The 13,127-nt window shown below is 72.2% G+C and carries 12 protein-coding genes; 5 read left to right on the top strand and 7 right to left on the bottom strand.

Annotated features, from left to right (window positions below; genetic code table 11):
* Positions 1-23 precede the first annotated feature (23 nt).
* Positions 24-416, top strand: coding sequence for a peptidase inhibitor family I36 protein (locus tag O7543_RS00255; protein ID WP_281550746.1), 393 nt, complete (start codon positions 24-26; stop codon positions 414-416).
* 149 nt (positions 417-565) lie between these two features.
* Here O7543_RS00255 and O7543_RS00260 read toward each other — a convergent pair whose 3' ends face one another.
* The 5 genes from O7543_RS00260 to O7543_RS00280 form a co-directional block, all read right to left on the bottom strand.
* Complete coding sequence (locus O7543_RS00260; protein WP_281550745.1) at positions 566-853, bottom strand: Lrp/AsnC ligand binding domain-containing protein; 288 nt, start codon at positions 851-853, stop codon at positions 566-568.
* 55 nt (positions 854-908) lie between these two features.
* Positions 909-1,769 (bottom strand): NTP transferase domain-containing protein, encoded by an 861-nt coding sequence (locus tag O7543_RS00265; RefSeq protein WP_281550744.1) that lies wholly within the window; start codon positions 1,767-1,769, stop codon positions 909-911.
* Positions 1,766-2,302 carry an NUDIX domain-containing protein gene (locus tag O7543_RS00270; protein ID WP_281550743.1) on the bottom strand — a complete coding sequence of 179 codons (537 nt, stop codon included), beginning with the start codon at positions 2,300-2,302 and terminating at the stop codon, positions 1,766-1,768. Before O7543_RS00270 ends, O7543_RS00265 begins: the two co-directional genes overlap by 4 nt.
* 43 nt (positions 2,303-2,345) lie before the next feature.
* On the bottom strand, positions 2,346-4,127 hold the full coding sequence (locus O7543_RS00275; RefSeq protein ID WP_281550742.1) for an HD domain-containing protein: 1,782 nt from the start codon (positions 4,125-4,127) through the stop codon (positions 2,346-2,348).
* A 124-nt stretch (positions 4,128-4,251) separates the two neighbouring features.
* Positions 4,252-6,012: a DEDD exonuclease domain-containing protein gene (locus tag O7543_RS00280; RefSeq protein ID WP_348650146.1), complete on the bottom strand. Its 1,761-nt coding sequence runs from the start codon at positions 6,010-6,012 to the stop codon at positions 4,252-4,254.
* 186 nt (positions 6,013-6,198) lie between these two features.
* On the opposite strand from O7543_RS00280, the gene O7543_RS00285 reads away from it, so the two are divergent.
* The 4 genes from O7543_RS00285 (at position 6,199) to O7543_RS00300 (ending at position 10,456) form a co-directional block, all read left to right on the top strand.
* On the top strand, positions 6,199-7,593 hold the full coding sequence (locus tag O7543_RS00285) for an NYN domain-containing protein (RefSeq protein ID WP_281550741.1): 1,395 nt from the start codon (positions 6,199-6,201) through the stop codon (positions 7,591-7,593).
* 144 nt (positions 7,594-7,737) lie between these two features.
* Positions 7,738-7,971, top strand: coding sequence for a hypothetical protein (locus O7543_RS00290; RefSeq protein ID WP_281550740.1), 234 nt, complete (start codon positions 7,738-7,740; stop codon positions 7,969-7,971).
* 104 nt (positions 7,972-8,075) lie between these two features.
* Positions 8,076-9,335 carry a M48 family metalloprotease gene (locus tag O7543_RS00295; protein ID WP_281550739.1) on the top strand — a complete coding sequence of 420 codons (1,260 nt, stop codon included), beginning with the start codon at positions 8,076-8,078 and terminating at the stop codon, positions 9,333-9,335.
* Complete coding sequence (locus O7543_RS00300) at positions 9,332-10,456, top strand: glycosyltransferase family 4 protein (RefSeq protein WP_281550738.1); 1,125 nt, start codon at positions 9,332-9,334, stop codon at positions 10,454-10,456. Before O7543_RS00295 ends, O7543_RS00300 begins: the two co-directional genes overlap by 4 nt.
* Positions 10,457-10,513: 57 nt before the next feature.
* Here the strand turns inward: O7543_RS00300 and O7543_RS00305 are convergent, their stop codons facing one another.
* Both O7543_RS00305 and O7543_RS00310 read right to left on the bottom strand, forming a co-directional pair.
* The gene (locus tag O7543_RS00305; RefSeq protein ID WP_281550737.1) at positions 10,514-12,295 is read right to left on the bottom strand and encodes a bifunctional diguanylate cyclase/phosphodiesterase; all 1,782 of its coding nucleotides are present in this window, start codon (positions 12,293-12,295) and stop codon (positions 10,514-10,516) included.
* On the bottom strand, positions 12,288-13,097 hold the full coding sequence (locus O7543_RS00310) for an SAM-dependent methyltransferase (protein ID WP_281550736.1): 810 nt from the start codon (positions 13,095-13,097) through the stop codon (positions 12,288-12,290). Before O7543_RS00310 ends, O7543_RS00305 begins: the two co-directional genes overlap by 8 nt.
* Between the last annotated feature and the right edge of the window lie 30 nt (positions 13,098-13,127).

The raw sequence follows: 13,127 nt of genomic DNA on the forward strand, positions 1-13,127 counted from the left end.
TAGTCGCTCGGAGGAGGAGCTACGTGAAGCTGGCAAGGAAGTTGCTGACGTGGGCCATGGGCGCCACCATGGCCCTGGTAGTCGTGACGCCGTCGCCTGCGCAAGCCGCGTACTGGGACTGTCCGACCAACGCCATGTGCATGTGGGAGCACAGCGGAGGTAACGGCCTGATGGTCTGGGTATCGGTCAACACCGGCAATCAGCCGGATCTACGGGCATGGAGCTTCGACGACAAGATCAGCTCGGTCCGGAACACTTCCGCCCGGGGCGTCTGCCTGTATCCCGACCTCAACTACGATGGCAACTGGTACATCTTCGTCCCGCCGTACAGCGGCGGTGGCAACGTTGATCCGCTCGCGAACGATCAGATCACCTCGTTCCGCTGGGCACCGTCGACCTCACCGCCCGTCTGCTGACGGGCAGTCGACGTCAGACACCGAACGGTAACGCGGCTGGTCGCCAGTGGGTCTGTGGCCCCCGACGACCAGCCGCGTCGTTATGTCTCCTGGGCGGCTCTGCCTGCGGCAGCTGCCAGTTCCCGCTGTTGGCTCAGCGCTGTCGTCGGTCAGTCCGCGTCGGCCAGCCCGATGGCGAAGGCCGCCTCCAGATCGTGCTGTGAGTAGGCGCGGAAGGCGATGTGCGACTCGGTGTTGAGCACCCCCGGAACCTTCGAGATCCGTCCGGCGATCACGTCGGCGATCTGGTCGAACTCCCGCACCCGGACGATCGCGATCAGGTCCACGTGCCCGGCCACCGAGTAGACCTCGCTCACCCCGTCGAGACCGGCGAGCGCCTCGGCCACCTCCGGGATCGAGTCCGTGGCGCAGTCGATCAACACGATGGCAGTGATCACGCAGGTCCTCCGTCTCTCACCGGCGTCCGCCGCCGATGTTACTCAAGCCGGGTGCTCAGCCGGCGGACACCGTCAGATCGCTGTCCACCCGGATCGCGTCAGTCAGCCGTTCCCCCGTATGCACCTGTGCGCCGGGCCACACCACCGAGCGGACCAGCGTCCCCCGTACCACCGCGTCGGCGCCGACGACGGAGCGGTCGACCGGGCCCGTCACCGTGGCCGACGGGTCGACGAGGCTCCGGCCACCTGCCGCGTGCAGATTGGCCGCGAGGTAGTCCGGTGGTGTCCCGGTGTCCAGGTAGGTCCCCGAGTAGTTGATCACCTGCAGCGCGCCGGCGGCCTCCGCCGGCCGCCAGACGGTACGGACCAGTTCGCCGGGAGTGGCCGCTAAACCGCTGACGTAGCGCCACGGCAGCAGCGAGAAGCCGGCGAACCGGTGCCCGTCGAAGCCGCCCCGGGCGGCCGGGTGGGTGAACCGCTGGCCGAGCAGCCGGACGGTCTCGCCGTCCCAGCCGTCGAGCAGTGCCGCGATGTCCGGCCCAGGGTCGAGCTCTGGATGGGCGAGATAGCCGTCGACGTTGCCGACCAGCACGCCGCGACCGCTGATCCAGTCCCGTAGCCGGCCGACGCCGCCGGAGGTGCCCAACGGGTCTCCTGGCTCCACGGACAGCTGTGCCCGGTCGCCGACCTGGGTCACCACCTGCCGGCCGAGGTAGCAGGCGTTGACCGCGACCGCCGCCGGCCCGGTGAAACCGAGGGCACCGACCCGGGCGAGCGCCCGGTCCAGCAGCGGTACGTTCCCGACCGGGCAGAGCGCCTTCGGGACGAGACCGGTCAACGGCCGCAGCCGGCGGCCTTCACCGGCGGCGAGGATCACCGCGCAGATCCGGTCCGGTCCGGCCGCCGGTGCGCTCACCCCGGCTCCTGGGCCGCTGGCGGGCTGACGAGTGGACCGATGCCGTAGCGCGCGAGTAGCCGGGCGGTCGCCGGGGTCAGCCGGGGCAGGTCGTCGAGCCGGTGCCAGGCGGCTTCGTACACCTCGGCCCCGTCAACCACCAGTTGGGTTCGCGACGCTGCCACGGAGGCTTCGAAGACCACGTCCACCCAACCCTTGGCGTGCACCACGGCATTCGGCACCGCCGGGCGTAGCTGGTCCGGGGCGAGCCGGATGCCGGTCTCCTCGGCGAGCTCCCGGGCCGCGCCGACCACCGGCGCCTCGCGGTGTCGCAGCAGACCGGCGGGCAGTGTCCAGCCCCGGCCGGGCGGCTGGCGCAGCAGCAGTAGCCGGGCGGGTGTCGACGGGCCGACTTCGGAGTCGGTCACCAGCGTCACGGCGCCGACGATGTACTTCTGCACGGCGAGCCGGACCAACCGCCGACGGACCGGGTGCGGTAACCGGTAGAACACGCCGTACAACAGGGCGCGTGCGGGGGATCGGCGGGTGATCATATGGTTCAGGCTAGAGGTAGCCGGTCGTCGGCGCCGGGTCAGGTCAGCCCGGCTGGTCGACCAGGGCGATGAGCTGGTCGACGACGGCCTCGGGCTCGATGGTCCGGTCCACCACCGCGACCAGCAGGGTCTCCATGTCCGGGTACTTGAGGTTCTCCGCGAGCTGGCGCAGTGGTTTGTCGTTGGACAACGCCCGGTCGTGTTTGCGCAGGATCAGGCTGACAGTGGCGCGGCCGAGGCGTACCTTGTCGCTGATGCTGATGCCCGGTTCGGAGTGTTCGGCGAACCAGCGGTTGATCTGCATCTGGGCCTGCGGCGACTTGACGAAACCCAGCCACTCCTTTCGCGGCCCGGCCGACGTCGGTGCCGTCCCGGTCGGCTGGTCGTCGGTCTCGGTGAAGATCTCGACCACGTCGCCGTCGGTCAGTTCGGAGGCCAGTGGGGCCAGCCGGCCGTTGATCCGTACGGCGAGACAGTGCGCGCCTTTGCGCGGATCCAGCTCGTATGCGAGGTCGACTGGCGTCGACCCGGCCGGCAGCACGATCGGGCGGCCGTCGGTGAAGACCTGGATCTGCGCGTCGACCAGGTCGCAGCGCAGCGAGTGGACGAACTGGTCAGCGTCGATGTTTTCCTGCGACCAGTCGATCGCCCTGCGGAGCCAGGCCAGCTCGTCGGCGCGGGCAGCGGCACGACTGCGGCCGGGCTTGGGGAAGTGGTACGGCGCGGCGATGCCGAACTCGGCGGACCGGTGCATCGCGTCGGTCCGGATCAGCACCTCGAGCGGACGCTCGTCCGGGCCGATGACGGTGGTGTGCAGCGAGCGGTAGAGGTTGTTCTTCGGCGCCGCGATGAAGTCCTTGAACCTGCCCGGTACCGGTCGCCAGCGGCAGTGGACCGCGCCGAGCGCCGCGTAGCAGTCGGTGTCCGGCCCGGTGACCACGACCTCGATGCGGGGTAGGTCGAACGGTGCCCGGTGGCCGCCGGTGACGGTGTCCTTCCAGATCGAGTAGCGGTGCCGTGGCCGGGGCGCGACCCGGGCGGCGACCTTCTCCCGGCGCAGCGTCACCCGTGCCTGTCCGCAAACGGCGTCCAGGTACGTCGCCCAGCCCGGCCGGTTGGCCAGGTGCTCCTCGATCTGCTGGTAGGCCTCCGGCTCCAGGTGGAACAGGACGATGTCGTCGAGCTCCCGCTTGAGCTTCTGGATGCCGAGCCGGTCGCAGAGCGGGACCAGCACGTCCAGGGTCGCCTTGGCGATCCGGGCCCGGGAGGCAGGCGAGCGCACACCGAGGGTCCGCATGTTGTGCAGCCGGTCGGCGAGTTTGATGACCAGCACCCGGACGTCCTTCGACGCAGCGATGATCATCTTTCGGATGGTCTCCGCCTCGGCGGCCTTGCCGTAGAACGCCTTGTCGAACTTGGTCACCCCGTCGACCAGGTGGGCGACCTCGTCACCGAAGTCCGCGGCCAGTGTCGGCAGGTCGTACGTGGTGTCCTCGACGGTGTCGTGCAGCAGCGCGGCCACCAGGGTGGTGGTGTCCATGCCGAGCCCGGCGCAGATCTCCGCGACGGCCAACGGGTGGGTGATGTACGGCTCGCCGCTCTTGCGGTACTGCCCGGCGTGCATGCTGTCGGCGATCTGGTAGCCGCGGCGCAGCACCGCCGGGTCCGCCGACGGGTGGATCGACCGGTGGACGCGGATCAGCTCGGCGACCGGGTCCGGTGAGCCGGGAGACCAGGACAGCCAGGCTCGCAGGCGGGCGGACAGGGGTGTCGTGGTGGGCAGGAAACGTCCGATGGCGGCGCCGGGACCGGCGTCGACGTCCACGCGGAGACACCTCCTCACCCATCGCCCGGCGGGTCGACCGCCCGGACGCACGCCACGAATCGGGCGTTGGCTGACAGGACTGCACTTCTCTAACAGCCTAAGCGAGCGAGCGTAGTACGATCGGCTACTTGCGGGTGATCGATCGGTCGAGTCTTTGGTCTGCTTCGTCGACCCCGGCCGTCGTCCGGGCGGCTTCCTCGGCCTTGACCAGCAGATAATGGAATCGGCCGGCGCCGCCGGCCGGTGAGGCCCAGTCCCCGCTCACCCTGACCAGCCGGGTCTGTTCCGGCTCCAGCCAGGACAGGATCCGCTCGCTCTCGGCCGCGCTGGCCCGGGGCACCGGGCCGTGCCCGGCCGGCACCGTCTCCGCGGTGGCGCACAGCAGGTCGATGGTGGCCCGGGGGTGCTGCCGTGGCGGCGACACGCCGGCAGCGGCGAGCCGACCGTGCCGGACGATCGCCAGCTCCCAGCCACCGTGCCCGGCCCGTCGCGCCGCGACCAGCTCGGCGATCCTGGTCAGTGCGGTCAACCGCTGCATTCGGACGGTCGCCCGCAGGAATGCGGCCAACCGGCCCCGGACCACCGCCGCCTCCTCGAACCGCTGCGCGGCGGCGAGCCGGTCGATCCGGGCGAGCAACGTGTCGACCAGTGGCTGCGGGTCGGTCTCGAGTGCCGTCCGCAGCGGGGCGACGGCGAGTTCGGCGTACTGCTGCGGGTCGATCCGGTGCTCGCACGGTGCCGGACAACGACCAAGCTCAGCCAGCGCGCAGGCCGGGGTCCGGGTCCGGGCGGACAACCGGTGGGTGCACTGACGCAGCGGCAGCGCGTCGTGGATGCCGGCGGCGGCCAGCTCGGCCGCCCGGCGGGAGGCGAACGGCCCGAGCACGGTGGTGTCGGCCGGTGAGATCGCCCGGACCGTGGACAGCCGTGGATAGACCTCGTCGGTGACCTTCAACCAGACCACCCGCTCCGGATACTTCGACCGGCGGTTGTACGGCGGCGCGTGGGCGGCGATCAGCCGCAGCTCACGTACCTCGGCCTCCAACCGATGGGCGCACTCGACCGCGTCGACCCGCGTCGCCGCGGCCAGCATCTCGGACATCCGCGCCCGCCGCTCGGCGGCGGTGAAGTAGCTGCGTACCCGGGTGGCGACGTCGCCGGAGGTGCCGACGTACAGCGGCCGGTCGTCGGCCGCCCGGAAGATGTACACCCCGGGGGAGCGGGGCAACCCGTCGGCGAGGTGCCGCTTGCGTCGCTGGACGTCGCTGACCGCGCGGCTGAATTCGACCGCGTCGCCGATGCTCGTCACCTGGTGCCCGCCGAGCCGGGCGATCAGCCCGTGCAGCACGTCCACCGTCGCCTGGGCGTCGGCCAGGGCCCGGTGGGTGGGCCGCCGAGGGGTGCGGAAGTAGCCGGCGAGAGTGCCGAGCTTGCGGTTGGGCACCTCGTCGCGGGTCAGCACCCGGCGGGCGAGGGCCGCGGTGTCCAGCACCGTCGGCGCCGGCCAGGGATAGCCGTGCCGGGCGCACGCGGCCTTGAGGAAACCCACGTCGTACGGCGCGTTGTGCGCCACCAGCACCGCGTCACCGAGAAACTCCAGCAGGCTGGGCAGCACCTGCTCGATCGGCGGCGCGGGAACGAGCATCGCCTCGGTGATGCCGGTGAGCACGGTGATGAACGGCGGCACCGGTCGGCCCGGGTTGACCAGCGTGGCGAAGACGCCGAGCTCCTCGCCGCCGCGCACCTTCACCGCGCCGATCTCGGTGATGCCGCCACCGTCCGGCGCGCCGCCGGTGGTCTCCAGATCCAGCACGACGAAGGTGGTCTCCCGTAGCGACCGGTCCGCGCCGGTCGACAGCGGCCCGCCCTGTCCGGCTGACAGCAGCGAGTCGATCGAGCCCTGGGTGTAGGCCGGTCGAGGTACGGGATCAGGCGGTGCCACGGCGCAGACGATAGGACGTGGGTACGACACAGCCGTCCCATGCGTACCACCGGTAACGATCCGATCGACTCTGCGAGATCATTCTTCCTGTCGGGCACGCGGCGGCCACCCGGTGGGAGACTGGGGTGCATGGCCGCACCGGATCCGACCGACGCTCGTCCCGAGGGGGCGGCGCCGACGACCGGCGCCCTGCCCCCGTCCGCCGACCAGCCGGCCGGTGGTCCACCCGCCGAGCCGGTGCTGCCCGAGCCGGTGCGGTCGCGCATCGTCGTGCTCGCCGCCGCCGCGCTGCCCGAGATCCCGACCGACGAGATGCCGCCTCCGTTGCGCAAGGTCGCCAAGTTCGCGCCGAACCGGCGGGCCCGCTACGGTGCCGCGGCGATCGCGGCGGCGCTCACCAACGATCCGTCACTGCGGCAGCGGGTGGCCGCCCGCGCGCTGGCCGAGACCGGCGAACTGGGTGCGGCGGTCAGCGAAGGTGTCTCACCCGCGGCGGCGGACCCGGTCGAGGTCGCCGCCCTGGCGTACCTGATGCGGCCGGCGGGCTGGCGTGAGCTGGTCGACGCCGCCGGTGCGGCGGTCCGGGCCGAGGCCGACCGGGCCGCCGTCGCCGAGCTGATCCGCGATGCCGAGGCCCGCGCCAACCGAGCCGAACACGACCGCACCGTCGCCCGGGTCGAGGTGGAGAAGCTCCGCGACGAGCTGGCCCGGGTACGGGAGGAACTGGGCCAGCTCCGCGAGGAGTCCCGGCAGCTGTCCCGCACGCTGCGTGAGGCACAGGCGCAGCAGCGGCGGGCCAACGAGCTGCTCGCCACCGAACGCGGCCGGGCCGCGCGGGCCGCCGCCGACCACGACGCCGAGCTGCGGCGGCTGCGCGCCAAGCTCGCCGACGCGGAGCTGACCGCCGGGACCGCCCGGCAGTCGGCGAAGGAGGCCCGGGCGGTCGACGACGCCCGGCTGTGGCTGTTGCTGGAGACGATCGGGCAGGCAGCCCAGGGGCTGCGGCGGGAGCTCGCCCTGGACCCGGCCGACCGGTTGCCGGCCGACTACGTCGCCGACGCGTTCACCGACCGACCGGCGGCGGCGACGTCGACCCGGGCCCGCGACACCGACGACCCGGCCCGGCTGGACGACCTGCTCGCCCTACCCCGGGCGCACCTCGTCGTCGACGGCTACAACGTGACCAAGCGGGGCTTCGGCGAGATGCCGTTGGAGCAGCAACGCAAGAGGTTGATCACCGGGCTCGGTGGGATCGCCGCGCAGACCGGGGACGAGGTGACAGTGGTCTTCGACGGCGCTGAGCGGATGCACGGGTTGCCGCCGGCTCCACGTGGCGTGCGGGTGCTGTTCTCCCGAAAAGGGGAGACGGCCGACGAACTCATCCGCCGGCTGGTCCGGGCCGAGCCGTCCGGCCGGGTGATCGTGGTGGTCTCCTCCGACCGGGAGGTGGCCGACGGGGTCCGGCGGCACGGCGCGTACCCGATGGGCGCCGACTCGCTGCTGCGTCGACTGGCTCGTTCCTGAGCCGACACCCGGTCACGCGGAACTGTCGTACCTGACGCCTATCGTCGATGTCACTGGCGGTGGTCGGTCGGCGATGCTGCGTCGTACGGGGGCCGATCACCGCCGGCCGACCGTTCGACGGCACCGCCACGTGAGGAGACGACCATGCTGATCGACTGTGACACCTGCGCCGTCGAGCGCGGCCCGAGCTGCCGGGGTTGCCTGGTCAGTGCCCTGATCGACAGCCCGGACACGGTGGCCCACCTGGACGCCGGCGAGCGGTACGCGATCGAGGTGTTCGCGCGTGCCGGGTTCGACGTCGAGGTGCTCGGCGAGTCGCCGGCAGCGGCGCGCGGCCGCCGGCAGCGCCGGCCCCGGTCCCGAAGACAGGTCGCCTGAGCGATCGACCGGTCCGCCTGAGAGGATCCGGTCGCCCGAGTGTGGACCGGGGCCGCGCCGGCACACCTAGGATGGTCGGGCGACCGGTCGGCGGAAGGAGCCCGATGACGCCTCGCGCATGGGCGCTGGTGACCTTCGTCGTCCTGGGGGTGGCGGTCGTCGTCGCGGCGGCCGTGCTGGTGCCGTGGCACCGGCCGCCGGTGCCCCGCGCCGATCAGCTCGCCGCCCTGCGTGAGCTGCCCGTCGACCAGGTCGAGCGGGGGAGGGCCCTGCGGGCGGCGCTGCGTCCCGGTCGCTACGGCGCGATGCTGGTCGGCCTGCTGGCGGCGCTGCTGCTCGGGTTCACCCCGGTCGGTGCCCGGCTGGTGTTGGTCGCCGGCCGGCCGTTCGGCGACCACTGGGTCGCCCAGGCGCTGCTCGGCGGGCTGCTCGTGGTGTTCCTGGCCGACCTGCTGACCCTGCCGTTCGCCGCCTGGCGGCACCGGATCCTGACCGAGCACGGACTGGCCACCCAGGGCTGGGCCGGCTGGGGAGTGGACCTGGTCCGGTCGTACGCGGTCGGCGCGGTCATCGCGACGGTGGCCCTGCTCGGCTTCTACACCGTCGTCCGGCTCGCCCCCCGCTGGTGGTGGGCGCTGGCCGCGACCGGCGCGGCCGCCCTGGTGGTGCTGCTGTCGTTCGTCCTGCCGGTGCTGGTCGAGCCGGTGTTCAACAAGTTCACCCCGATGCCGGCCGGTCCGGTGCGCACGCAACTGCTGGAGCTGGCGGAACGCGACGGTGTCGCGGTGCGGGACGTGCTGGTCGCCGACGCGTCCCGGCGCACCCGCGCGGTCAACGCCTACGTGTCCGGGTTCGGTCCCACCCGGCGGATCGTCGTCTACGACAACCTGCTGCGCGAGGCGCCCCCGGCGGAGCTGGCCGCCGTGGTCGCCCATGAACTGGGCCACGCCCGCGCGCGCGACGTGCTGACCGGCACTCTGTTGGGCGCGCTCGGTGCCGCCGCAGCCGTGGTCGGGCTGTACCTGCTCGGCGGCTGGCGGCCGGTGCTGCGGGCGGCCGGCGTCGCGGACATCGCCGAGCCGAGGGCGATCGCCCTGCTGCTGGCGGTGGTCACGCTGGTCGGCCTGGCGGCGACACCGGTGCAGGCACTGGTGTCGCGCCGGGTCGAGGTCCGCGCTGACGCGCACGCGCTGACGCTGCACGGTGATCCGGCGGCGTACGCGGCGGTGCACCGCCGGCTGTCCGCGATCAATCTCGCCGATCCGGATCCGCCCCGCTGGGAGTACCTCTACTCCGCCACGCACCCGTCGACAGTGGAACGAATCGCGGCGGCCCGCAGGTACGCCGACCGGGCGGGCCGATGAACCGCACCCTGCTGGTCACCAACGACTTCCCGCCGCGACCCGGCGGCATCCAGTCGTTCGTGCACAATCTGGCGCTGCGGCAGCCCGCGCAGACCATCGTGGTCTACGCGTCGAGTTACGACGGTGCCGAGCGGTTCGACGCCGACCAGCCGTTCGAGGTGGTCCGTGACCCAACCGGCATGCTGCTGCCCACACCGGCGGTGGCCCGGCAGACCGCCGCTTTGGCGCGGGCCAGGGGCTGCGACACGGTCTGGTTCGGCGCGGCCGCGCCGCTCGGGCTGCTCGCCGACGGCCTGCGTCGACGGGCCGGGATCAGCCGGGCGGTGGCTCTGGCCCACGGGCACGAGGTGGGGTGGGCCGCGTTGCCCGGCGCGAGGTCGATGCTGCGCCGGATCGCCCGCGCCACCGACGTGGTGACCTACCTGGGCGAGTACACCCGGGTGCGGCTGGACCGTGCGGTCGGCGGGCTGACCGAGCTGCGTCGGCTCGCCCCGGGTGTGGACACCGATGCCTACCATCCGGGCGTCGACGGCGGCGAGGTGCGCCGCCGGCACCGGTTGTCGGACCGGCCGGTGGTGGTCTGCGTGTCCCGGCTGGTGCCCCGCAAGGGTCAGGACACGTTGATCCGGGCATGGCCGCTGGTACGGCGTCGGGTGTCGGGCGCCGCGTTGCTGATCGTCGGCGGCGGTCCGGACCGCAACCGGTTGCAACGGCTCGCCCGGCGCGTCGGGGTGGCCGACGACGTCACCTTCACCGGGGCGGTGCCCTGGGCGGAGCTGCCGGCGCACTACGCCGCCGGGGACGTGTACGCGATGCCCTGCCGCACCCGGCGCGGCGGGCTCGACGTGGAAGGCCTCGGCATCGTCTACCTGGAAGGGTCGGCGACCGGGCTGCCGGTGGTGGCCGGGGATTCCGGCGGCGCGCCGGATGCGGTCCGCGACGGCGAGACCGGGTACGTCGTGAACGGCCGGGATCCGAGCCAGCTGGCCGACCGGCTGGGTGTCCTGCTGACCGACCGGGAGCTGGCCCGGCGGATGGGCGCCGCCGGTCGGGCCTGGGTGGAGCGTGAGTGGCGCTGGGACACCCAGGCGCAGCGGATGGCGTCGCTGCTGGCCGGCTGAGCGGCGTGACCCCGGCGGCGCGCCTGGCCCTCCTGCGGTGTCCGGCTGCTTGCGGCGTCAGCCGAGTCGTTCGGTGATCCCGTCGGCTGGTCCAGGACGGCCGAAATGCCAGCCCTGGGCGGCGTCGCAGCCGATCGCCCGGAGCCGCTCGGCCTGCCCGGCGGTCTCCACTCCTTCGGCGGTGACCGTCAGCCGCAGCGTGTGGGCCAGCGTCACCAAGGTGAGCAGGATGCTCTCGTCGGTGCGGTCGGTGCCTGCCGAGGCACGGAGCCCTTCGACGAACTTCCCGGCCAGCTTCAGCTCGTGCACCGGCAGCGAGCGGAGGTAGGACAGGTTGGAGTAGCCCGTCCCGAAGTCGTCGATGGCGATCCGTACGCCCAGATCGGCCAGCTCGCGCAGGGTACGGACCGGTCCGTCGGCGGTGCTCATCAGGGCGCTTTCGGTGATCTCCAGCTGCAGCCGGCCGGCCGGTAGCCGGGTGTCGGCGAGTACCTCGGTCACGTACCGGACCAGACCGGGGTCGTTGACCTGCCGCACAGCCAGGTTGACACTGACGAACGGGGCGTTCGCGCTGCGGTCCAGCCAGCGCCGGGCCTCCCGGCAGGCTTCGGCCAGCACCCACGATCCGAGCCGGACGATCAGCCCGGAGTCCTCGGCGAGGGAGATGAACCGGTCCGGACCGAGTACCCCCATCGTAGGGTGCCGCCAGCGGACCAGCGCCTCGACGCCGAGCAGCGCGCCGCCGGCGAGCGCGACCAGCGGCTGGTAGTCCAGGAAGAACTCGCCCCGGTCGAGAGCGGTGGGCATCGCCGCGGACAGCGCGTACCGCGCCAGCTGGCGATCGTTGCGCACTGGATCGAACAGCGCCCACCGGCCCTTGCCCGCCGATTTCGCCCAGTGCAGAGTGACGTCGGCGGCCCGCATCACCTCGCTCGGGGTGGTGCCTGCGACCGTGCGCTCCACGATGCCGATGCTGGCGGTCACGGTCAGCTCGTGACCGTCGACGACGACCGGTTCGCCGATCGCGGCGAGCGCGGCCTCGGCGACCTTGAGCACGTCGTCGGTGCAGGTGGTGTCGGCGACCAGGATGACGAACTCGTCGCCACCGATTCGGGCCACCAGGTGTTCGCCGACGCCACGGCGCAGCCGCTCGGCGACCGAGACCAGCAGCAGGTCCCCGATGTGGTGGCCGAGGGTGTCATTGACGATCTTGAAGCCGTCGAGGTCGACGAAGCAGACGCCGAGTCGGCGTCCGTCCCCGCCAGTACGACCCGCCGTGCTGAACACGTCGTCCAGCCGCTGGGTGAACAGGCTCCGGTTGGGCAGGTCGGTGAGCGGGTCGTGGGTGGCCCGGTGCCGGTATCGGGCCTCGCTCTCCCGCAGCGCGATCTCGGCCTGCTCCCGGGCGACCAACGCCGCGCGGCGGATGGTCTCCTGCTCGTCCAGGGTGCGGTCGCGTAGTGCCCGGGTGTAGCCGGTGGCGATACTGCCGAGCAGCCGTGCCATCCGGTCCGGCATGTCCGGGTCGTCGATGTCCAGGTCGCGCAGTAGTCGCAGGTCGAGTACCTCGATGGTGCGGCCGAGCCCCTCAGCCGAGGCGATGTGCGCGGCGACCAGGTCCGAGCCGACCTGGTAGCCGACCCGGACGGTGAACGGCTCGGCGCGCAGTGCCGTGACGAGCCGTACGGTCAGGTCGCCGAGAAACGCCTCCAGCTGCTCCTGGGCCAGCGGCAGGTAGCTGGTCCCGGTTACCGCTTTGGCCCAGGCCCGGGCGACGGCGGCGACGCCCGGTGGCCGTCCACCGGGCGGATCGGCGGCCGGGTCGGACTGCTCAGCCACCGAGTCGGCCTACCCCGCCCATGAAGACGGCACGCTCGGCGTCCTCGGCCGCCTCGGGCGACTCAGGGCGCCACTGCGGCACCCAGACCACGCCCGGCGGTAGCAGGTCGAACCCGTCGAAGAAGCTGGTCAGCGCGGCCCGGGACCGGATGTTGAGCGGGTTGTCGGTGCGCCGGTAGATCTGGTCCGCCTCGCGGCGTTCCTCATCGCTGCGGCCGTCGTCGCTGGCCTGGGACAGGACCAGATGGCTGCCGGGCGCGAGCGCGGCGCGTAGCTCGGCCAGGATCGCGGCTGGGTCGTCGGAGTCCGGCACGAAATGCAGGACCGCGACGATCAGCACCGCGACCGGCTGGTCGAAGTCGAGTAGCTTGCGCACCTGAGGATCGTGCAGGATCCGTTCCGGGTTGCGCAGGTCCTCCTGCAGGATCGTGGTCCGGTCGTTGCCGGCGAGGATCTCCCGGCTGTGTGCGACGGCGACCGGATCGACGTCCACGTAGGCGACCTTCGATTCCGGTGCCAGCCGTTGAGCGATCTCGTGCACGTTGCCCACAGTGGGGATCCCGGAGCCGATGTCGAGGAACTGCCGGATTCCCGACTCGACGAGGAATTGCACGACGCGGCGCATGAAGGCTCGGTTCGCCTGGGCCATCAACGGGGCTTCGGGAACGGCCGTGATCATCGCCTGGGCGGCGGCCCGATCGGCGGCGAAGTTGTGTGAGCCGCCGAGATAATAGTCGTACATCCGGGCGACGCTCGGCCGCTCGACGTCGATGCTCTCCGGTGCCCAGTGCGGCCGATCCATCTTCGCCCCTTTTGTCCCTGTCTGACCGTT

The sequence above is a fragment of the Solwaraspora sp. WMMA2080 genome, from assembly GCF_027497395.1.
In the GTDB taxonomy this organism is placed as follows: Bacteria; Actinomycetota; Actinomycetes; order Mycobacteriales; family Micromonosporaceae; genus Micromonospora_E.